Origin of the sequence: Undibacterium sp. KW1, assembly GCF_009937955.1 — a bacterium.
Taxonomy (GTDB): domain Bacteria; phylum Pseudomonadota; class Gammaproteobacteria; order Burkholderiales; family Burkholderiaceae_D; genus Undibacterium.
The window spans coordinates 4,162,227-4,183,711 of the sequence record NZ_AP018439.1; the positions used below are offsets into that span (position 1 = coordinate 4,162,227).

Below are 21,485 nucleotides of genomic sequence, written 5' to 3' on the forward strand. Positions count from 1 at the left end.
GATATTCATAGCAAAATTAATTGCAATTTAAATAATGATCATTTATATTTTCAGAATAACAATTTAGAAAATATATTTTCAATCTTCATTTGGTCTTGAAGCCCTGAATGACAATTTCCTGGAGTAGGCATGAAACAACTGCGCGTACTGTCGATCTTACTGGTGATATTCAACCTGGCTGCCTGCGACAGAGGCTGGTCTGGCCAGCGCTATGAACTGGTGGCGGCATCCGACGGCAAGGTCTATAGAATCGACTCGCAATCCGGCACCGTTCACTATGTCACGGCTGAGAAAATGCAGGCCCTCAATGATGGCCTGCCCACCCTGCATGTGGGTGAGTACTACCAGATGGCCGACGCCGATGGCAACAGCAAATACCTGAAGTATCTGGGAAATGGGCAATTTGAAAAAAGCCCGGCGTCGAGTCAGGCGAAGTGATTGCCAGCAAAGGCAGCCGCAACCGCCTTATGCTTCAGTTCATTACCGGTGGTCATTGATGTGTTTCTGCCTGGCAGTGCTGGCACCACGCATACAGCGCGTCATACATGATCATGCCATGTCTGAGCATGATGTGGTCATCTGCAAAGGTTTTTGACAAGCCCAGTGACAAGGCATACAGGCCTGCCGATTGCGCCGTCAAATCCAGCTTGCCGGTGTCTGCGCCACGGACGATGGTCGCCAGGGTTTGCAAGGCAGGCTCGGCCAGTGCATATTTCTTCAGGAAAGCATCAAAACTGCACAAGTCACCGACACGGCTCAATTCCACGCCCGGAATGTCATACGGTATGGCAGCGGTTTCTCTGGCGATGCGCAAGACATCGGTATCAGGCACATATAAGAATTATGCCTCACTGTCGATGAAATTCACGATCAGCCAGGGGCAGGCAATGCGGTCTATCTTGGGTCGTTCACGGGTAATCCATTGCATGATTGTTCTCCCACGATGACGACAGGACTTAGCCTGCCCGTCTGGCCAGCATGCCGCCAGCCTGTTTGTAGGCTTCCAGCCCACCTTCGAGGTATCGTGCTGCGATACCCGCTTCATTAAGAGCACTGGCGCAATTAACACCGACTTCATGTCCCTTGATGCAATACACGACGACATTCTGTTGCTGTGTCAGCGCCGGTGCCCAGTTAGTCACCTGCTCAGGGTCCAGCCAGACTGCCCCGACAACTTGCAAGCTGTCAGCTTCAAAGGCCGGACGCCTGCGCACATCAATGACTGCGGGTGGATTGGCACTGCTTAATTCACGCATGAATTCTGCAACACTGACGATTTGCGTTGTTTGTTCTGTTTGCTCAGTTTGATTCATATGTTCCATTTCAGACTCCTCTAAGGGTGAAGCAAGGGGTAAATGAGCAGGCCCAGAACCGCTGCAGCCGCAACGATGACGGGTTCCTGTAACTTCTTGAACTTCCACAACAGGAAGATACTGACCAGGGCAATCACTGCTGTCGGTACATCCAGTATTGAGCGCCTGGCAATGACCAGCACAGAACCGGCAATCGCGCCTATCGCTGCCGCCGTGATGCCATCGACAAAAGCAATCACACCTGGCAACTTGCCATATTTTTTAAAGTAAGGTGCCGGGATGACAGTGAACAGATAGCAGGGCAAAAATGTCGCCAGCGCAGCCACTGTTGCCCCCGGCAAACCCGCCACCAGATAGCCGATAAAACCCACCGTGATGACTACCGGCCCAGGCGTGATCATGGCAACAGCCACGGCATCGACAAACTGCTTGTCCGTCAGCCAGTGATGTTCAGTCACGACACCGCCATACAGGAAAGGAACAATCGCCAGGCCAGAGCCAAATACAAAGGCCCCGGCCTTGGCAAAGAAGATGGCGATCTGTGTTAACAGCGAGGCGTCCTGCGCAGCCAGCATGCTGCCTATGACGGGCAATTGCAGCAGCGTCAGGCCTGGCAATTTGCTGCCACCCAGCCATGCAGGTGGTGCACGCAACAGCCAGACCAGTACGCCAGCAGCGATAAACAGCCAGGCAATCTCTGTCTCGGTGATAAAGGTCAGTGCTGCCAGCAAAAGATAAATAGCCCATAGCAGCTTGTCCTTGCCTATACTTTTTTGCGTGAGCTTCTTGGTGCTCATGACGATGATGCCAACCACCGCAGCACCGACACCATAAAACACAGCCTGCATCCAGGCCAGGCCGCCATAACTGACATAAGCCCAGCCCAGCAACACCACCATCATGAAGGAGGGCAGCACAAAGGCAATGCCAGCCAGCGTCGCACCCCAGATGCGGTAATGCACATAGCCCATATAGATGCCAAGCTGAGCCGCCAGCGGTCCCGGGGCCAGTTGCGCCAGTGCCAGGCCTTCCTTGTAGTCTGCTGGCGAAATCCAGCCGCGCTGCTCAACCAGGTCACGTTGCATATAGCCGACCAGCGCCACCGGCCCACCAAAGCCCAGTGCCCCCAGACGCAGCATGTAGAGCACCATTTGCCACAGCGTATAAGCGGGGGCGGTATCTGGTACATCTGGCACAGTTTGATTTGAATCAGGCAGGCTCTGGCTCATCGCAGTGACCTCTTATGTTGTACTTGGCTGCACTACAGAAAAATGCTGGTAAAGCGCATCCAGTACCACGCTTATTTTGTCCAGCAAGTCATCATCGTCACGGGCGTTTTGCCGTGTACCGGCCAGCATGGCTTCAAAACCACTGGCCTCAGGCACATAGCCATTGCCAATATCAAGTACATGCACCATGGCCCCCAATCTTTGCAAGCCACGGTCAGCTTCCAGATCAAAACTGGCCAGCAAGACCTCAAAACTGACACGGTCACCAACGTGGGTAAACGCTGCGCCGTCAAAGTCAAAACCCAACGCACCTGGTGGGCAATCCTTGACCGACTCCAGCCAGACAAAGCGTGCCTGCCTGTCGATGAAGCGGCGTATCAGCCAGGCGCAAGCCACCCGATCCACCCACAGATGCTGCCGGGTAGCCCAGCTGCGCCCCTGATAATCATCAATGGCCAGCGTCTTGATTGCCGTTTGCACTGCATGGGGTTCACCGACCGATAGCAGGCTCTCTGCCGCCAGCATGAAATCCATCCAGGCAGCTTCGACCGTGTTGCCGCCATCACCAGGGAAGTAATCTATGCTTTTGAAAGCTTCATATTCACGCCGCATCTTGCGCAAAAGCTTGGTAATTTCCTGCTGCTTCAAATTACCCAGGCCGGGACGTGCATCCGCCAGAGTCTGCAGCCAGGTAGCATATTCACCACTGCGGTCAAACAAGGCCTGGAAGGCCAGATTCTCGTCTTCAGTCTGGGCCCAGACATGCAATAGCCAGGCACTGCCACCTTCGCGCAAGGTTTCTTCAGACAAATCCTGCAGTGCCTGTTGCTGGACCTCACCAAAAGGTAAAAGATAAGCCCCATCGCGAAGGGAGCCGCAACCCAGGGCCTTGAGATTGCGCCAGATACGCATGCGCCCGGTTGCACTGTTCGTGGGCAGGCTCAGCACCAGCAATAGCCAGCGTGCAGATGGATCAGCATTGATAGTTTGCGTTTTCATGAAACACATACTATGCAATAATATGAATTATTACAAATTTTGTAGAGATAATTACCTATATTTATAAAATGCAAATAAAACCAGGCCTATCTGCCTACTGGATAATCAGGCAAGATTTGTGGCCCTGCTCATGATCGTGACCGGCGTATTGTCCAGCCTGGCATTCTCAATGGTCTGCCAGCCAAGGCGTGCATACAGCGATTCATTACGCGGTGTGAACAAATACAATTGATCAAAGCCCATAGATCGCGCCTCTTCTGCCGCACGCAGCGACAGTGCCGAAGCAATACCCTTACCCCGGAATTGCGCAGGGACAAACACGGCAGACAACCATGGCGTCAGATGCTTGTGCGTGAGAGTGCTGGCAAGAATGCTGGCAACGCCAACGATATTATCGTCTGAAGACATGGCGAGCAAAGTCACAGGCAATGCTCCTTTTTGTAATGATTGCTGCAAGCGAGCTACTCTCTGCTCCATCGTGACAGACGGTGCCAGATAGCCAAACTCTGATTGCTGCCACATGGCGACCACAGGAATAGATGCAGCATGGTCAGCCAGGTATGTCATGCGTATATCCAATGTTGAAGTTTTACTCAATTCTCTCACCCATATAGAGATTAAAAATTCGTTCAAGACCTGGTACGTACCCAGGCAGCAACCGACAACGGCGGCATAGTGACGGTGCGGTGATCCCGCCCTTGCAACTCTGCAGCGATCAGGGCATCAACGTCATACCGGCAGGCATCACTACGTCCCAGTTTACTGGCCATGGGAATGACAGACCTGACTGCTTCCAGAGGAAGCTCAATCGAACTGGCGCCAAACTGTGGCGGCGCGGCGGTTTCAGCATGCACTTCGCCATAAAGTGCCAGCATGCTTGGCAAGCTTACCCCCATGTGGGGATTGATACCAGCATCGAGCATGACATCAGCGATGAATTCAATGGCGCTATTCGTCTCGGCAGCAACCGGGGGCCAAATGTGGCTGCGTACACCCCGATAAAAATCCATTTCCAGGAAAGCCAGTGCGCCGCCGGGCTTTACCCATCTGGCCATGCGTGCCAATGCAGATTCTGGGTCAGCGATATACAACAGGAAGTAGCGTCCGACTATGGCATCAAATATCTGTTCCGGTACAAAATTATTCATGTCAGACAAGACAAAACTGACATTGAAAAAACCTGCTTCAGCAATTTTTTCTGCCGCTGCCTTGATCTGTGCCGGGTCGCTATCCATCGCGGTGACCCTGCCTGAAGGGCCAACGGCAGCGGCCAGCAACAAAGTCATTTCACCACTCCCGCAACCAGGTTCGAGAACATGCGCACCATGTGCAATACCAGCCCCGTTCAACATTCTTTGGCTTAAGGGAATCAGCGCTTGCGCCTGCATTTTTAAACGATGGCGTTCTTTGTCACTACTATGCAGTGGATAATTTTCTGGGTGATTTTTCATGAGTGAATCCGGTTAGAGGCGTGAGCATCAATGCGAAGGTTTTCGCTTTCACGCAAATGACAACGCATGACAGCGTTGAAAAAATTTGCAGTCGCCAGTGTAGAACTGGTATCAGCTCATGAATAGTGTGCTTACTACGGTAAACAGTCTCGGGATTACGGTAAGCCTTACCGTAATCGATGCGCTCACTCAGGCGACAACAGCCCCTTTTGCACTGCATGATGAACTGCTTCAGCGCGTGTCTTGCAACCCATCGCCTTCAAGGCACGTGCGACATGCATCTCTATGGTCCGTGGGCTGAGCGACAATGCACGTGCAATCTCCTTGTCGGCTTTTCCATTGGCGACATGGCGCAGTACTTCACATTGACGTATCGTCAAATTGACAGCTGCCTTGCCAGAGTCTACATCCAGCCTGGCGTCAAGAAATGAGAGCACGGTCTCACGTACCAGTGGCCAGGCGGTCTCTCCTTCCAGCAGCATATTATTATTCGATGCGACGGGCAAAAACCGTGCCGCTGGTATGAGAGCAGCCAGCTTCTGCCCTTCTGATAAGGGATAAAGAATGTCATGCAGTGCATGTAAAACCAGCGTTGGCACACGAATTGATTGCGCCCGCGCACTTAAATCCAGCTGGTAAAATTCTCTCACGCTTTGCGCTGCAATGGCACCCGTCATGCGTTCATTGAGGATGGCATCAATTGCCGCCAATTGTTCTGGCGTCGCATCCGGGAGAAACTGAACTGTAAAAACCTGGCGAAAAGTGGCCGCAAATTCGCTGCGCCCATCCAGGCCAGACTCATATACCTGCAAGGCAGACAGCGCATCTTCTCGCTGTGCCATACTCAATTCGCGTCGCAAGCGCCCGCGCACCGAACCGCCATAAATGACCAGATGTGTCAATCGTTCAGAATGGCGTGCAGCATATTCAATCGCAGCATACGAGCCGGTGCAAACCGTCATCATGGCAAACTGCGCCAGCCCGGCGGCGTCCACAACAGCTTCAATATCTGCCACCCAATCATCTAAAGTCATGCTGCCTGGTTGACGTTCTGATAAGCCACATCCGCGCATATCGAACTTGATGATGGTGAAAAATTTTGACAGCGTATCCATCCAGTGCTTGCTGGCAGGGCCGGGAGAAATCAAATCATTGTCGGTATAGTGAAGCGTCAGCCACAGCAATGGTGGGCCAGTTCCAGTCACAGAAAAAGCAATTGTCGTACCGTCCCGGCTTTTACAAAAACGAATTTGAGATTTACTATTCAAAAGAAATATTCACCTTCTTTGTTACGCAACACCAGATTGGCACAGGTATATCCATTGGTGCCTGGCCAGAGTCTGCATTGCATCAAATGCAGCGCAATTTATCATATTTCTTATCATGGCTCATTTCGTCAACGAGAAACAAAATAGCCTGGCAAGCGGAAAACATCAGGTTTTTAATGTATTACCCACAGCCATAACTTACCTGCTTGCCGGGAGCTAGCGCTGCATCTATCATGCTGCAGCAATGGTCAAGGCCAACGACAGGAACAGTATCTGCAAAAAACAGCATAAGATAAATATGAATTCGAATAAACAACGCCAGCTTATTGTCTTCGATCTTGATGAAACCTTAGTCCATGCAAGCATGACTGATTTGGGTCAGCCTATGGCTTTTGCATTTCCACCCTACTTTGTTTATCAGCGTCCCTTTTTGACAGAAATGCTGGAAGAACTGGCGCCACATTACGACCTGGCAGTATGGTCATCGTCATCAAGGGAATATGTGGATGCTGTGGTCGCGCAGGTCTTTGGTGCTCGCCACCCGGTCAAGTTTGCCTGGTCGGTCGAGCGCTGTGTGCAGCGGGTGGACATCAAAAGCAATAGCTATGTTTACATCAAGGATTTGAGAAAAATCCAGGGTCAGGGATATACGCTGGACCAGATTGCAATCGTGGATGATTCGCCAGAAAAAATCGCCAGGCAGCCGAGAAACCATATTCTGATTGCACCTTATCTTGGTGACCCGAAAGACAGGGCCCTGCTGGACATCGCCGGGACATTCAAATTGAGAATGGCAACTTGCGAATAATTAACATACTCATTGGCATACTCATTGGCTTAAGTTCGTGCTTAAGGAACCAGTGAACACTACTCTTGATAGCGCTCAAATATACGTTTCAACTCCCCATTTCGCTCCAGCAAAACCAGGCTTGCGCCTATCTTATTGACCAGTTCAGGAGACATGGTTTTTGCCATGCCCATGTAGAATTTTTCTGTCAGTTGAGGTTTGCTCAAAAGCCGTATCTTGTCTTCCAGACCCGCCTGCCTGATCGCCAGGCCTATGCCGGGTGAACGGTGACAATAAAACCGCCCGCGTCCAGCCAGCAGTTTTTTCAGGTTGGAGATGGAAGAAGTCGCGGTGTCATCTATCTTCAAGCCGCCCATTTGCGTGAGGATATCGACTATGCCAAAGCCGCGCAGTGTCAGGATGATGCCATCATTACCGAGCTTGCGTATGTCGTCCCAATCCCCAACAGCGACGGTATCATCCGCCCTCACGGCCAGCAGATAATTGACAGAAAACAGTGGCGTCGCGGCAAACTGGTATTGCGAGGTATTACGCGCTATGCGCTGCACGCCGCAAATGACATCAATATTGCCCGTCTTCAAAGCAGCATCAATGCGGGCACGCGGTTGCCAGACCTGGTCACCAATAAAGCGCAACTCAGGGTCAACCTTCTCGATGGCACGCAAAATATCCACACACATGCCGCCTATCGCAATCTTGCTTTGCGGATTAAGGATAGCAATATACTTGGGCTCGGATGCTTCCTGGGCAGCAGTACGAATCTCTGTAACAGCACAAGCGGGCAGCATGAGCATCAGGAACAGCAGTGTCAGTACGCCTTGCAATGCCCATAAAGGACGAACTTGCTCGGACTTGCTCATTGCCTATATGCCAGCCTCTTGTCTGATTTAACAGCACCGCCAGATGTAGCTGCATAAATGCCAGAACTTGCATGCGTGGACTGTTGCTGCAACTTGAAGATACTGACCACATTCGACAAATTGTCCGCCTGGTCCTGCAAGCTTTTTGCGGCAGCGGCAGCTTCTTCGACCAGGGCTGCGTTTTGCTGAGTCACGCCATCCATTTGTATGATGGCATTGTTGATCTGGTCTATGCCAGCAGACTGTTCTTTGCTGGCATCATTGATTTCATTCATGATGCTCGTCACTTTTGCCACGCGCTCGACTATCTCGGACATGGTCGCACCAGCCTGATCGACGAGGCGCGCACCTTCGCCCACCTTATCGACTGAATCAGAAATCAGGGCCTTGATTTCTTTCGCCGCACTGGCTGATCTTTGCGCGAGGTTGCGCACTTCTGATGCAACTACCGCGAAACCCCTGCCCTGCTCGCCGGCACGTGCTGCTTCCACAGCGGCATTCAGGGCCAGAATATTGGTTTGAAATGCAATGCCATCAATGACGGCAATGATATCGACGATTTTATTCGAAGAATCACTGATCGCCCCCATCGTGGCCACAACCTGCGACACCACGGTGCCCCCTTGACGGCAGCGTCAGATGCCGCATGCGCCAGTTGGTTCGCGTCACGCGCATTTTGTGAGTTCTGCTTCATGGTACTGGTCAGTTCTTCCATGGAAGAAGCAGTCTCTTCCAGCGAACCTGCCTGGCTTTCGGTACGGGCTGACAAATCCATATTGCCATTGGCGATATCAGTTGATGCACCGACGATGGTATCGGTGCTGGTGCGTACTTCGCTGACGATATTCACCAGTCCATTGTTCATGTCTTTCAAAGCCTGCATGAGCTGGCCGGTTTCATCGCTGGATTTCACTTCGATATTGGTCGTCAGGTCTCCATCTGCCACGCTGCGTGCCATTTTCAATGCATGATGCATGGGCCTGGTAATGCCTACGGTCAAAAACCAGGCGCAGGCACTACCAAAAATAATAAAAACGATGATCATTGCGCTGATCAGCATGAAGCTGTTTTTGGCGATGGCATCGACTTCCTTGCTCAGATCGTCCACATCTTTTTTTTGAAACTCAAGGAAATCAAGTTCGCTCTTTTGGTATGCATCCGACACTGGCATAAATTGATCAAACAACTTTGCGGCGGCTTCCGCCTGACCATCTTTTTTTAACTTACTAAGCTGGTCACGCATTGCAATGTATTGCTTGCGCACGGCGATGATATTGTCGAGCAGCTTTTTCTCTTCAGGGGAGGCGATATGCTCTTCCATGTATTTTTGAATTTCGTTATTCCGTGCAGTAGATGCCTTGGCGTCACTGGCGAAATACTCTGCCAGCGACTCATCACTGCTCTTTACTATCGCCAGTGTGCGCTTGAGCCCGGCCACGGTAATCCGGTACCATTCTTCGGTCATGCGCTCTTTTTTCAGCGGCTCCTGCATCATGGCACGGGTGCTGTCTGCAACCTCATTCAAGCGCCACAAGCCTATTCCGGAAGAGATCGTCGCCAGCAGCATGACCAGGCCAAAGCCGATGGCGAGACGTATCCCTATGTTAAAATTTTGAATTTTCATTGCCTGTCTCCTGGGTATTTTTTTATAGGGCACTGCAGAGCTGGAGTTGGCACCGGATATGGCCCGGCACAAACCCCGTCTTGCTTTTCACCTTTTAAAACTATTTCTGGCGAAGCAAGAATTTAGTGTTTTACTGCTTTCAAGCATATAAGGCTATTGCTATTTTGCAAGTCAAAGATTGCAAAATACCATGAAAACGATATAGCTCCCTCTCTCTCATAGGGAAACAGCTTGAGACCGACAAAGCACTTTCATGCTATCTTGATACTTATTTTTGATTTCATCATTACTTCCATGCCACACATCCGCGCCATTCGTGCAGACATCACCAAGCTGCAAGTCGATGCCATCGTCAATGCCGCCAATTCTTCCCTGCTGGGCGGTGGTGGCGTTGATGGGGCAATACATAGAGCTGCCGGGCCTGAACTGGTACATGAATGCCGCCTGCTCGGTGGTTGCAAGACCGGAGAAGCAAAGCTCACCAAGGGCTATCGTTTGCCCGCCAGTTTCATCATCCACACCGTGGGCCCGGTCTGGCGCAACGGCACCAACAATGAAGCTGGCCTGCTTGCCTCTTGCTACTACAACGCCATGCGCATTGCAGCAGAAAAACAGCTCACCAGTATCGCTTTTCCCAGCATCAGCACCGGTATTTATGGCTACCCCATAGAACAGGCTGCCCGTGTTGCAGTAAGCTATGTGCGCTCAACGCTGACAGACTACTCCGTGCTACAGGAAGTGATTTTCTGTTGCTTCTCAGACAGTGACCTCAAGATTTACGAGGCCGTATTGGCCGAATCGGCCGAATCGGCTGAATCGGCTGAAACAGCAAACACGGCACCATGAAAATATACTGACCACAACCAACAAGGCTGAACCTATGCGCTACCTCATCTGCTTCATTACCCTGGCCTGTGCCAGCCAGTTGGCCCTGGCACTGGATTGCAGCAAGGCATCCAATACGCTTGAGATCAATGAGTGCGCATCCATAGAACAAAAGAAAGTGGAAGCAAAACTCAACGCCGTTTATCAGCGCGTGATGAAGTTCCTCGACAAACAGATTGCCGACGGCGATCTGGACAAGGCATCAAAGACTACGCTCATAGAAGCCCAGCGCGCCTGGCTCAAGTTCCGTGAAGCAGACTGCAGTGCCGTCTATCAGTACCACATTGCAGGCACCATACGCAATGTCATGCACATAGGCTGCATGCAAACCCATACTGAGCGGCGTATCAAGGATCTGGAAGAGTATGAAAAGAATTGAAACTCTACGCGTCAGTGTCGCCCTGCAGCTCAGTGACGAATCTGTGATGATTCATTGATGAACAAGATTGACACGCCCACCGACATTGTTCGCTTAAGCAAAAAGAGACAGCTCAATGTCCAGGAACAAAACAGATTGAGCGAATGTGGTTTGAAAACAACAGCCACCTATTGGCGCGCACATGCACTTCCCAAGGCCTTGCATGATGCCGGGCTTGCCCACGGCATAGACTGGGGCAATAGCATCATCATGGATCTTGTCGCTGATTTGCCGTGGATGCGAGACACAGTGATGGGCACAATATTGAACCAGCAAGAAAAATTCATCGAGTTTGAAATTGAAACCAGCCAGCAACACCAGCTAATCAGTTCCATAGAAGCCTGGCTTGACGTGACTGCGCAAACCAATATTTGCGAACACAATCGCGGCACAGGCAGGGGTGCTGGTGCAATGGCCCTGGAGATACGCAGGGAGCTATGCGCGCCAGCCGGGTCGCCACCGGCCAATAACAGCACAACAAAATGTGCTATCTCTGCTTATTAGCGAGTACGTAAACAGAGCAAAGACGCCCTGCAATCAACCTAAGGCCAAAAGCCAAGACGACCACCAGCAATAAAGGTTTGCCAGGCCCCCACAGAGCACCAGCCATGCCCAGGGACAATGCCGAAGCAAAGCCCATATCAATCTCACTGAAACGGCGCTCAAGCACAGCTTGGCAGGATGGGCAGTCATAGCTCACCCGCCGGACCAGTTTATACCAGCGATGTCTGGTTAACACGGGAGGGGTCAATTGCAAGTCAGCGCGACATTGCGGGCAAAGATGTCGTTTGAGCATATTTGAATTGGCTAGAACTCATTTCATCAATAGGATGAGTGCGAACAAGGCGATTTGGGATGCAGTGCAAGGCCTTAGGTGTGTACCCTGTGCAGCTAAGGCTCATGCCTTAGCAAAGGACGCAACGCAGCAATGCGCCCAAATCGTCAGTTCCCGAAGGGTTTGCCTCATAACGCGTGCTGGACTGCGTTGGACTCGTTGTCAATCGGCAAAGCTATTGACTGCCTCGTCCATCTTGCCAGCCCACGTTATGAGGCAAACGCACCTCACCCTATTGATGAAATGAGTTCTAAATGGCGCATACCATGTATTCGCGGTTTGGCAAGATCAGTTTCCCTGCATGGCTACAATTATACATTCCCAATTTGCCCGCCTGCCCTTGCTTTATCATTCAGACAGCAGGCTAAGCAATTCGATCACTAGCCCGGTCGATTGTGTGGCAAGGTCTGAGACATGAAAGATCAGCAATAATGAGAGATGAAAAAATAAGATCAACTGAGCACTGGATAAACACCGAAGCAGGCCAACTGTATGCCTGTAGCTGGCAGCCGACAAACAATGAAGGCCATGACAACAAGCCGCCGATTTTGCTACTGCATGATTCCCTGGGCTGCGTAGCATTATGGCGTAGCTTTCCCGCCCTGCTGTCTGAGCACGGCGGCAGGCAAGTTATCGCTTACGACAGGCTGGGCTTTGGACAATCGGATGCGCGTGATGATGTGTTGAGCCTGGATTTTATCGCGCAGGAAGCGGCAACTTCCTTGCCCCTTCTGCAAAGCCACTTTGGCTTTGAGCGCTTTGCGGTCATGGGGCATAGCGTAGGCGGTGGCATGGCGGTGCATTTTGCAGCTCTGTACGCCGACATCTGCGATGCCCTGATCACCGAATCTGCACAGGCCCTGGTCGAAGACAAAACACGGGCTGGCCTTATCGAAGCGCAACAGCAGTTCCAGCAGCCAGGCGCATTAGACCGCCTGCGCCGCTACCACGGCGACAAGGCCGCATGGGTGCTCAATGCCTGGATCAATACCTGGCTGTCGCCCGCCTTCGCCAATTGGTCACTGCGCGATGTGCTGCCACAGGTAAGATGCCCTGCCCTGGTATTGCATGGTGAGCATGACGAATATGGATCAAGCGCGCACCCTGAGCAGATCGCCGGGCTGACAACTGGCCCTGCACAACTGGAGATCATCGCTGGCGCGCACCATGTGCCGCACAGGGAACAGGAAGACTGGGTGATAAAAAGAGTCTGCCAGTTCCTTGCCAGCTTAAAGTAAGTTAAACAGCGTAGCCGCCACTCAACACCGTCGCCTAAAATTCATCCCACTCATCATCTGGCTTACTCGCTGTCTTGGGTGCACCCACCCTTGGTGCTGGCTTATTAACAGCAGTGACAGACCTGTTGGCGGGTTTTGGTCCAGTTGCGACCCTTGCTGAACTGGCCTGTGGCTTGCTGGTGGCTGCCTGGGCATCGTCGAGCTTGAACATGCTGATGATTTTCGACAGGTGTTCGGCCTGTTCCTGCAGGCTCTCAGCCGCAGCGGCGGCTTCTTCGACGAGGGCAGCGTTTTGCTGCGTCATTTCATCCATCTGGGTCACGGCGCGGTTGACCTCTTCTATGCCTGAGCTTTGTTCCTGGCTGGCGGCGGTGATCTCACTCATGATGTCGGCCACCTGCTTGACCGAGGTGACAATCTCGCCCATGGTCTGGCCTGCTTCATCGACCAGGCGTGCACCGGAATCAACCTTGCCTACCGAGTCATCAATGAGGGATTTGATTTCCTTCGCGGCAGTGGCTGAGCGTTGCGCCAGGTTGCGCACCTCGGATGCAACCACCGCAAAACCACGCCCCTGCTCGCCAGCACGAGCTGCTTCTACCGCTGCATTCAAAGCCAGGATATTGGTCTGGAAGGCGATGCCATCAATGACGCTGATGATATCAACTATCTTGCTGGAGCTGTCCTTGATCGACACCATGGTAGAGACGACTTGCGAGACCACTTCACCGCCCTTGCCTGCCACATTGGCAGCAGACGCAGCAAGTTGATTGGCCTGGCGCGCATTGTCGGCATTTTGCCTGACGGTAGAGGTCAATTCTTCCATCGAAGAAGCAGTTTCTTCGAGTGAGCTGGCCTGGCTTTCAGTGCGGGCAGACAGGTCAGCATTGCCTGCGGCAATCTCGCCAGAGGCCAGCCTGACCGAGCCGCTGGTGGCGCGTATGTCTATCAGCACCGCCGCGATCTTGTCGACAAAGCGGTTGAAGGCCTCGCTGATCTGCGCCAGTTCATCCTTGCCATCAGCGGCCAGACGACGGGTCAGGTCACCTTCGCCAGTTGCAATGTCTGCCATGGCATCGCGCACCAGTTCAAGTTTCTTCAGGGCCTGGGCTACCAGTGCTGTCAATACCAGAGCGGCGAAGGCCACCACGATGATGGCGGTGACTGCCGAGGTAGTCAGCATGGCGGTCAGTGCCTGGGTAGCCTCTGCCCTGTCCAGCACGGTTGCCAGCAGCCAGTCAGTACCAGCGATTTTAGTGACGAACAGCATGCCCTCGCGGCCGTTCAGGTGCACGGTGCTACTGGTTTTGGACGCTTCAGTCGCACTCAGTACCTGAGTGGTCAGGCTGGCATCGAGATCGCTGAGCGGTTTCAGCGTCAGTTTCTCATTCGGGTGAGCAATGATCTTGCCGCTGCCATCCAGCAAAAACGCAAAGCTGGCAGGTGTAGGTTTGATCGAGCCTACATTGCTGGTCACTACGTCTAGCATGACATCGGCGGCGGCCACAGCGCTGATACTGCCCTTAGCGCCTATGGGGTCGGCAAAGGTCACCACCAGTTTGCCGGTGCTGGCGCCGATATAGGGCGCGGTAATGATGGGGCCGCCTGCTTCGCTGGCCTTGATATACCAGGGGCGTGCGGTAGGGTCATAATCGGCCGCACGCTTGCGGTCTTGCGAGAATACCGCATGCTTGTCGGCAAAACCGATATAGGCCATGTCAAACACACCGGCCTGCTCACCCGCCTTGAGTGCCCCCAGGGGTTCGGGCAATTCTGCCGCCAGCTTCAGCGAGGCGACTGCTGCCTGCTTGGATTTGACCCATTCCGTAATGGCTGTTGCATGGCTTTCAGACAGTTGCAGCAACTGGCTGTTGAGTGCATCCATGGTGCGCGAGCGCGTGGTAAAGAAATTTGCCACCACCATGGCCAGCATGGCAATGACTACGATGGATACACAAATGCTGATGAGTTTTCTGCGCAGCGACGAAAAAAACATACCGGTTCTCCATTGATGACAAAAGGCGGAATATTCTGTAGCAACAGCTTTTGCAGCATAGCATTGATTTTGTCATGCAGTCATCTGACAAACCCGGCCTTCTGTTGTAGCCAGGCTGGAAATCATTTTTTCAGGAATCGTTTTTTTATTGCAACGACCATATCAGCCCACAAGTCTCACCAATTAAATTACCTCCGGCAAAGCCGGAGGTTTATTGCTGGGGCGCCTCAAAGGCGCTGGTAACCCTTGAACCGCCTAAAGGCGGCTACAGTCCCAATTTCATTTGGTCGTAACGCTCATCTTCCTGCTCTTGATTTCGGATGTAAGCTCGAACCACTTCTTCATCTAGTCCCACCGTTGAGACAAAGTAACCTCTTGCCCAAAATACTTCTCCTGTGAAATTCCTTTGCCTCCCACCAAAGTGTCTGGCTATCGAAATTGCACTCTTGCCTTTCATGAATCCCACAACGTTTGCCACTGAATACTTTGGCGGAACGCTCAAACACATATGAACATGGTCAATCATTAAGTGACCTTCAACTACGCTGCATTCCCTTTGCTTGGCCAACTCCCGAAATATTTCCCCAAGATGCTTTCTCAATGCCCCATAGATCAACTTCTTTCGGCATTTCGGAATGAACACTATATGGTACTTACAATCCCACCTCGTATGACTCAAACTTTGATACTCTTTCATCTTGAAACTCCTTCTTTTGGTAGAGATAGAAGTTTCAAACCGACCGCCGTATAGGTCAAACCTTGAGGAGTCCCCCGGCAGAGCCGGGGATTACCTTATTTATTTAGTTGCAAATTGACGACGTTGCCGACAATTAATATCATTAATATAAACACGTCACCTGAAATTGTTAAATATTTACACGCATGTTGTTTTACCTATGGGCGCATTGCCTTTCTTGTAGGGCACATCCCTGCCGTGTAGCAACAGGTCATCATATTGCTATCGCTTTGCAGATGACAGGCCTTCTGCAAGGTTTTGATTTCTGGCCGGGTGACTGGTATCTTCAGCTTCTTGCGGATTCGCTGCATTTGCACATGCCTTGTCTGTGTACTTATTTGCGGGCAAATGCAGTTTCATCTCGCGTCGTAATATGTTGCAACAATTTTTGGCAAATCTTGCCTGATTAATACGCTATGCTTCAGCGTGGCTTCCTCTATTCTGGGTTTTGAATTGCAAGAATGAAAGCGCTACTCACACCATTACATGACAGCTATGCGTCAAGAGAGACGGGAGACTTGCTCGCCCTGGGTATCAAGCCTGATCTGGCTGAGCATGAATATGCTGCGGTGGAATCGATACTCTCGGTACGCGGTGTGGATATCAATGCCTTCAGGGAACACCGCCAGCAATACCTGAAAAGTGCCGGGCAGCAAAAACCTGCTGATGACAAGCTGGCCTATATGTCACATCGCCTGGCCGCCCAGCTTATTGATGTGATAGGCATCGCCCTGCTGCTGGCGCTACTGGGTTTGCTGATCACCTTCGCCATGCCCAATCTGTTCAAGCAGACCAACCGCGCCATCCTGATATTGTGGACGCTTTACCTCTTGTTCAAGGATGGCTTTGATGGGCAAAGCCTGGGCAAGCGCATCATGGGCATACGTGTGCTACAGCGTGACACTGAGGAGCCCTGCAACCTCACGCAATCCTTTGTGCGCAATATTCTTGCGCTGACGGTGGTCGATTGGTTGTTCGCCCTGGGCAGCAAGCGCTCTCGTCTGGGCGATATGCTGGCTGGCACCAGGGTAGTCAGGGAATAAGCGACTGCCTGACCAGCCGCCTCCTCTATCACATCCCGCCGTCACATCTCCCTTTACATCCATCCGCGCATCACAAAAAGTTTGTCGCATCAAAGCCGACCAGGCTCAGGTTATTGACATTCTTCAATACCCCCACCAGCACGATCTCATCCGGCGTGATGTTGTTGACATCAAGCTGGTTGATCACATACCAGATGCTGGCGTCGCCTATGATGTCGGCGGTAATGATGACCATCTTGCTGGCAACAGTAGGGCCGGTGAAGGCCTTGCCGGTACCAAACAGGGCGGCAATCTTTGTCGTATCGAGTGCATTGCCCTGCACCGTCAGCACGTCGCCATTGGCCCAGGCTTTTGGGGTCGTTGCTGCTGCATTGACGGCGGCAATCTTGGTCGTGCCGGTCTTGTTCAGGAAGGCGGAGAAATTCAATACATCACCGCCCTTGCCTATGGTGAAATTGGTGATGGTATCCACACCATTGGCAACCGGGGTAATGCCAAAAGCATAGGTATCAACCCCGATACCACCCTGCATGGTGTCGATGCCGCCGCCGCCATTGAAAAAATTAGGGTAATTCGAGCCAACCAGCAGATTATTCGCTTCATCACCCTTGATGGTGGTGGTCACCGTCACCTTGCCTGCGGATGAACCGGTGGTGGTGCCGGTACTGCTGGCAGGCGCTGCAATCAGGCTCAGATCGACATAATCAACCTTCTTGATATCACCACTGAGCAAGGCCAGCGGTTTGCCGTCCAGCGTCAGCAGATCCTGTCCCAGATCCACCACCAGTGGCGTGGTCAGCGCGCCCTTGCCACTGAGCAAGTGATTGGTTTCATTAAGCGGGATATCGATGTAATTGATCTGCAAGTCAGACTTGACTGCATTGATGATATTGGCAACCTTGCCACCGGTGAAAGAGGTATTGTCCAGCGTCACCGTCAGATTCGCGATATTGTTGATACTGGCATTGGCCGTGGCCTTGCCGCTCAGGGTCAAGGTGGCAGTGGTGTCGGTGGTCTTGACCAGGGTGCCGGTCAGGCCTGTGGGTACATTGGTGATCTTGCCCAGGGATGTGCCGACATTACCCTTGAAGGTGTCGCCAGTCAGGGTGAGGATAATACTGCTGGTGATGCTGCCATCATTGAGCTGTTGCTCAACAAAAGCAGGGGCCGAATAACTGATACTGCCTATGGTGGGCGTCACTTCAGACGCCTGCGCCACTTTCAAGACCAGTTGCTCGACATTGGTAGGGGCAGCTGCAGCCTCAGCCGCCGTTGGCATGCGCCCTATCAGCGTGGTATACACCACGCTGGCATACACCTTGGTCGAGGCAGCTATCTTGAACTCTTGCGACTGGGCAAACTGGTTGACGATTTCACCACGTGCCATGCCATTGTTCATTTGCCCAACCCAGTAATCGCGGCCTGCCGCATCAGCGCTGCGGCCAAGCACGTTCTGGTAAATCAGGTCGAGGAACTGGCTGTTTGACAAGTTTGCGCCGTATTTGCTGACAAACTCTTCTGATTGTGCAAACACCTGGGCTATCTGGCTATTGCTGCCGCCATTCCTGTGTACGCCCATCCAGAAGGTAAAACCATCGGTATCCGGTATGCGGTTGAAGGCAGCGAGGTAGAGCCGCACAATCTGCTCAGCAACCGGGCTATACTCAGGCGCAATCAAAAAGCTGTATTCCACCCCGGCGCGGGTGAGCAAACCAGAGTCAAGACGGGACGCATACAAATCCACGGTCTGTTGATCGGGTTGCTTGTCCCAGAGTATCTGGAACAAACCTGTGACGAATTCTTTATTGGTTTTGGCCATCGTTGCACCTGCATTTATTGCAGCAAATAATCACGAAAGAAACAGCAAGCATGCCCTGTCGGGGGTAGCAGTTCACTACTTTACGGCAAACTTTCTCAAAGTTTCAGTGTCTATCCCATGTCCGGGCTAGCGGATAAGACAAACTCAGGGTTCTTGCCAAGCGGAAAAACCCCTATTTATGCAGTATATGCCAAAAAATTTCGCAGCAATTCATGCAACAGGCATTAAAAAACCCGCCAGTTCCCATTTTCGGTGTCTTTAATTGATAAAATACAAAACATCCTGCAAGTCATTCACTAGTCAGCCCAGGCCCGGTAGCAAAAGAGCAGAAAGCCAGACATCATGAAAATCGCCGTCCTCTTCCCCACCCAGACAGAAGCCAGCCTGTTTCAGCGCGAAGGCATCATCACCATCGTCTCTGGCGTAGGGCTCACTGCGACTGCCCACGCAACCCTGCGGGCAATCTATGAATATGAACCCGACATGCTCATCATGGCAGGCATCGCCGGGGCTTATCCCCATTCCAGCTTCAAGGTCGGTGACGTGGCGCTGGTGGAAAGCGAAGTCGAAGGCGACCTCGGCTTTTTCACACCCGATGGTTTTACCCATCTCGCCCACCTGCCCATAGACATGGAATTTGAACGCCGCCATACTCTGAGCTGCCCCTTCATCCCGGCAGGCACAGAGTTCGCCCGGGCACGCAGCATGTCCCTGAATGCCGCGATGGCCCACTATGTCGATACAGAATTTGTCGATCTTGAAAACATGGAAGGTGCAGCCTTCTTCTATACCTGTTTGCAGGAAGAACAGCCCTTCCTGGAGTTGCGGGCGATATCCAACTTCGTCAATGTTGATAATGATGAATGGGACATGCAGGGCTCGATCAAAGCCATGACTGCGGCCCTGCATCACCTGCTGGATGACATACAGCACTGAAATAGCATTGAGCCACACTGAACCAGCACCAAGCCGACACAGAATCTACACTGAATTTTATGCACGGACCCGACCCCAAAAACCCTCACCCCATGCAGGGCTTCCCCCAGGTTTGCTATATCCAGAATACCGTCAGCAACCCCAATATCAGCATCGGTGACTACACCTATTATGATGACCCGGAAGATGCTGAAAACTTCGAGCGCAATGTGCTCTACCATTTCCCCTTCATCGGGGACAAGCTCATCATCGGCAAATTCTGTGCGCTGGCGCGGGGTGTCAAGTTCATCATGAACGGGGCCAACCACAATATGGCAGGCATCTCCACCTACCCTTTCCAGATTTTTGGCAATGGCTGGGAAAAAACACCGATGGATCTTGAGTCCCTCCCCTACAAAGGCGACACCATCATCGGCAACGATGTCTGGATAGGGTATGAAGCACTCATCATGCCGGGTGTAAAGATAGGTAATGGTGCCATCATTTCTTCACGCTCCGTCGTGGTTGCCGATGTACCCGCCTATACCATCGTCGGCGGCAACCCGGCTAAACCCATACGCCAGCGCTTTACGCCGGATGTCATCGATACCCTGGAGCAGATCGCCTGGTGGGACTGGTCGGTAGAAAAAATCAGCCGCTACATCAGCGTGATTATTGCGGGCGACATCGGCGCACTCAAAGCCAGCGCACTGGCTGAATAACGGCGCTTATCTCAATTTACTTTTAGATCCAAAAACATGAAAATTACTGACATCCCTTTTGGCACGACAGACTGGTCTGCCATAGAAAAAACCGAGCATCCCGGCATCACCGGCAAGGCCTATTGGCGTACCTGCAAGTTTGGCGATATCCGCGTACGCATGGTCGAATACACAGCCGGCTACCTGGCTGACCACTGGTGCAGCAAGGGGCATATCCTGCTCTGCCTCGAAGGTGAAATGCTAACCGAACTCGACGATGGCCGCGTGCTGACCCTGAAGGCAGGCATGAGTTATCAGGTAGCTGACGGCGCAGAGGCGCACCGTTCATCGACAGCAACAGGGGCAAAGTTGTTTATCGTCGATTAGGCTTGCGATCTGAAACCGCAACGCTGGTCTGCTTGCGGTTTCGCCCCAGCCATTTCAGGCACATTGCTTGCAAACGCACAGGATTCTTGCATTTGCTGCATATCTGTATGAGATTGTTAAATCTGACGCAAAAACATTTCCACAGGGAAAATTTTAGCTTATCCTTCTGTCTGAGCTTCAACACTTGAAATCAAGTAAAAAATAACGAGCAAGAATGCTGTTGTTTTTTCCTGAATTTTCATCACCTCCGTTGCCCATCCCCCGCAACGAAAGAAGCACCCACTAACGGCCCAAATCCGCCGCGTTGTAAATCCCGTATTTTTTATTCTGTTTGCCCATAGTCCGAGACCAGGTCTCTGCAGGCATACAGCACGTGGTTCAAACGAAAGGAAGCATCATGTCCACAACAACACACAACGAACAATCCACCACCATGCTGCAAAGTGCAGAGCATGGCGCGCAGGAATATCTGGTATTCACCCTGGGCCAGGAAGAATACGGCATAGACATACAGATAGTGCAGGAATTGCGCAGCTACGAAGCAGTGACCAGTATTGCCAATGCGCCAGACTATATCAAGGGTGTCATCAACCTGCGCGGCAACATCATTCCCATCATCGATCTTCGCCTCAGGCTGGGTTTGCCTGTGCGCTTTTACGACCAGTTCACCGTGGTCGTTGTCGTCAATATAGGTGGCAGACAGATAGGTATCGTCGTCGATGGCGTTTCTGATGTCATTGCGCCGCAAGCAAATCAAATTCAGACAGCACCGCAACTGGTCAGCATCAATGATTCCTGCCGGTTCGCTGGTGTCGCTACGCTCGATGACAGGATGATCTTGCTGACAGACATCAGCCGCCTGGTCGCTACTAACGACATTTATCTGCTTGAAGAAGCCGCAGCCTGAGCCCGCGCACTTACCAAGCACACTGACAAATTACTGCCTTACCGGAGTAACAA

Annotated in this window: 23 protein-coding genes and 1 pseudogene; 11 read left to right on the plus strand and 13 right to left on the minus strand. The window is 52.1% G+C overall.

The window, feature by feature from the left end; translation table 11 throughout:
- Positions 1-129: 129 nt before the first annotated feature.
- Positions 130-438: a hypothetical protein gene (locus UNDKW_RS18575; protein ID WP_162059906.1), complete on the plus strand. Its 309-nt coding sequence runs from the start codon at positions 130-132 to the stop codon at positions 436-438.
- A gap of 52 nt (positions 439-490) precedes the next feature.
- Here UNDKW_RS18575 and UNDKW_RS18580 read toward each other — a convergent pair.
- The 7 genes and pseudogenes from UNDKW_RS18580 to UNDKW_RS18610 all read right to left on the minus strand — a co-directional run bounded on the left by UNDKW_RS18580 (position 491) and on the right by UNDKW_RS18610 (position 6,197).
- Positions 491-928, minus strand: a pseudogene (locus tag UNDKW_RS18580) (chromate resistance protein ChrB domain-containing protein).
- A gap of 28 nt (positions 929-956) precedes the next feature.
- Entirely contained in the window at positions 957-1,322 is a 366-nt protein-coding gene (locus UNDKW_RS18585; protein WP_162059907.1) for a rhodanese-like domain-containing protein, read from the minus strand.
- 11 nt (positions 1,323-1,333) lie between these two features.
- Entirely contained in the window at positions 1,334-2,542 is a 1,209-nt protein-coding gene (locus UNDKW_RS18590) for a chromate transporter (RefSeq protein WP_162059908.1), read from the minus strand.
- A 12-nt stretch (positions 2,543-2,554) separates the two neighbouring features.
- The gene (locus UNDKW_RS18595; protein ID WP_174247607.1) at positions 2,555-3,541 is read right to left on the minus strand and encodes a chromate resistance protein ChrB domain-containing protein; all 987 of its coding nucleotides are present in this window, start codon (positions 3,539-3,541) and stop codon (positions 2,555-2,557) included.
- Positions 3,542-3,646: 105 nt separating this feature from the next.
- Entirely contained in the window at positions 3,647-4,108 is a 462-nt protein-coding gene (locus UNDKW_RS18600) for a GNAT family N-acetyltransferase (protein ID WP_162059909.1), read from the minus strand.
- Between the two features lie 62 nt (positions 4,109-4,170).
- A complete protein-coding gene (locus tag UNDKW_RS18605) occupies positions 4,171-4,992 on the minus strand; it encodes a trans-aconitate 2-methyltransferase (protein ID WP_162059910.1) in 822 nt (273 codons plus the stop codon).
- 185 nt (positions 4,993-5,177) lie between these two features.
- Entirely contained in the window at positions 5,178-6,197 is a 1,020-nt protein-coding gene (locus tag UNDKW_RS18610) for an alpha/beta fold hydrolase (RefSeq protein WP_162059911.1), read from the minus strand.
- A 361-nt stretch (positions 6,198-6,558) separates the two neighbouring features.
- Here UNDKW_RS18610 and UNDKW_RS18615 point away from each other — a divergent pair, with 361 nt between their 5' ends.
- A complete protein-coding gene (locus UNDKW_RS18615; protein ID WP_162059912.1) occupies positions 6,559-7,068 on the plus strand; it encodes an HAD family hydrolase in 510 nt (169 codons plus the stop codon).
- Between the two features lie 59 nt (positions 7,069-7,127).
- Here the strand turns inward: UNDKW_RS18615 and UNDKW_RS18620 are convergent, their stop codons facing one another.
- From UNDKW_RS18620 to UNDKW_RS30995, 3 genes are read right to left on the minus strand one after another with little or no spacing between them, the layout of a single operon-like run.
- Positions 7,128-7,928, minus strand: coding sequence for an ABC transporter substrate-binding protein (locus UNDKW_RS18620; protein ID WP_162059913.1), 801 nt, complete (start codon positions 7,926-7,928; stop codon positions 7,128-7,130).
- The gene (locus UNDKW_RS31185; RefSeq protein WP_162059914.1) at positions 7,925-8,518 is read right to left on the minus strand and encodes a methyl-accepting chemotaxis protein; all 594 of its coding nucleotides are present in this window, start codon (positions 8,516-8,518) and stop codon (positions 7,925-7,927) included. The genes UNDKW_RS18620 and UNDKW_RS31185 overlap by 4 nt, the downstream gene beginning before the upstream one ends.
- Positions 8,428-9,552: a methyl-accepting chemotaxis protein gene (locus UNDKW_RS30995; protein ID WP_162059915.1), complete on the minus strand. Its 1,125-nt coding sequence runs from the start codon at positions 9,550-9,552 to the stop codon at positions 8,428-8,430. The genes UNDKW_RS31185 and UNDKW_RS30995 overlap by 91 nt, the downstream gene beginning before the upstream one ends.
- A 294-nt stretch (positions 9,553-9,846) precedes the next feature.
- Here UNDKW_RS30995 and UNDKW_RS18635 point away from each other — a divergent pair, with 294 nt between their 5' ends.
- From UNDKW_RS18635 to UNDKW_RS18650, 4 genes are all read left to right on the plus strand, one after another.
- Entirely contained in the window at positions 9,847-10,398 is a 552-nt protein-coding gene (locus UNDKW_RS18635; RefSeq protein ID WP_162062019.1) for an O-acetyl-ADP-ribose deacetylase, read from the plus strand.
- A 34-nt stretch (positions 10,399-10,432) separates the two neighbouring features.
- A complete protein-coding gene (locus UNDKW_RS18640) occupies positions 10,433-10,816 on the plus strand; it encodes a lysozyme inhibitor LprI family protein (RefSeq protein WP_162059916.1) in 384 nt (127 codons plus the stop codon).
- Positions 10,817-10,966: 150 nt separating this feature from the next.
- Positions 10,967-11,359: a hypothetical protein gene (locus UNDKW_RS18645; protein ID WP_162059917.1), complete on the plus strand. Its 393-nt coding sequence runs from the start codon at positions 10,967-10,969 to the stop codon at positions 11,357-11,359.
- Between the two features lie 762 nt (positions 11,360-12,121).
- Positions 12,122-12,928 (plus strand): alpha/beta fold hydrolase, encoded by an 807-nt coding sequence (locus tag UNDKW_RS18650; RefSeq protein WP_162059918.1) that lies wholly within the window; start codon positions 12,122-12,124, stop codon positions 12,926-12,928.
- Positions 12,929-12,962: 34 nt separating this feature from the next.
- Here UNDKW_RS18650 and UNDKW_RS18655 read toward each other — a convergent pair whose 3' ends face one another.
- Positions 12,963-14,924 (minus strand): methyl-accepting chemotaxis protein, encoded by a 1,962-nt coding sequence (locus UNDKW_RS18655; RefSeq protein WP_174247608.1) that lies wholly within the window; start codon positions 14,922-14,924, stop codon positions 12,963-12,965.
- A 265-nt stretch (positions 14,925-15,189) separates the two neighbouring features.
- Entirely contained in the window at positions 15,190-15,621 is a 432-nt protein-coding gene (tnpA, locus tag UNDKW_RS18660; RefSeq protein ID WP_162059919.1) for an IS200/IS605 family transposase, read from the minus strand.
- 500 nt (positions 15,622-16,121) lie between these two features.
- Here tnpA and UNDKW_RS18665 point away from each other — a divergent pair, with 500 nt between their 5' ends.
- The gene (locus UNDKW_RS18665; protein WP_162059920.1) at positions 16,122-16,703 is read left to right on the plus strand and encodes an RDD family protein; all 582 of its coding nucleotides are present in this window, start codon (positions 16,122-16,124) and stop codon (positions 16,701-16,703) included.
- 70 nt (positions 16,704-16,773) lie between these two features.
- Here the strand turns inward: UNDKW_RS18665 and UNDKW_RS18670 are convergent, their stop codons facing one another.
- On the minus strand, positions 16,774-18,522 hold the full coding sequence (locus UNDKW_RS18670; protein WP_162059921.1) for a DUF4214 domain-containing protein: 1,749 nt from the start codon (positions 18,520-18,522) through the stop codon (positions 16,774-16,776).
- Between the two features lie 342 nt (positions 18,523-18,864).
- Between UNDKW_RS18670 and UNDKW_RS18675 the strand changes: the two genes are divergently transcribed.
- From UNDKW_RS18675 to UNDKW_RS18690, 4 genes are all read left to right on the plus strand, one after another.
- Complete coding sequence (locus UNDKW_RS18675; RefSeq protein WP_162059922.1) at positions 18,865-19,458, plus strand: purine phosphorylase; 594 nt, start codon at positions 18,865-18,867, stop codon at positions 19,456-19,458.
- 59 nt (positions 19,459-19,517) lie between these two features.
- On the plus strand, positions 19,518-20,159 hold the full coding sequence (locus tag UNDKW_RS18680; protein WP_162059923.1) for a Vat family streptogramin A O-acetyltransferase: 642 nt from the start codon (positions 19,518-19,520) through the stop codon (positions 20,157-20,159).
- 36 nt (positions 20,160-20,195) lie between these two features.
- On the plus strand, positions 20,196-20,525 hold the full coding sequence (locus tag UNDKW_RS18685) for a DHCW motif cupin fold protein (RefSeq protein ID WP_162059924.1): 330 nt from the start codon (positions 20,196-20,198) through the stop codon (positions 20,523-20,525).
- A 397-nt stretch (positions 20,526-20,922) separates the two neighbouring features.
- Positions 20,923-21,432 (plus strand): chemotaxis protein CheW, encoded by a 510-nt coding sequence (locus UNDKW_RS18690; protein ID WP_162059925.1) that lies wholly within the window; start codon positions 20,923-20,925, stop codon positions 21,430-21,432.
- The last annotated feature ends 53 nt before the right edge of the window (positions 21,433-21,485 follow it).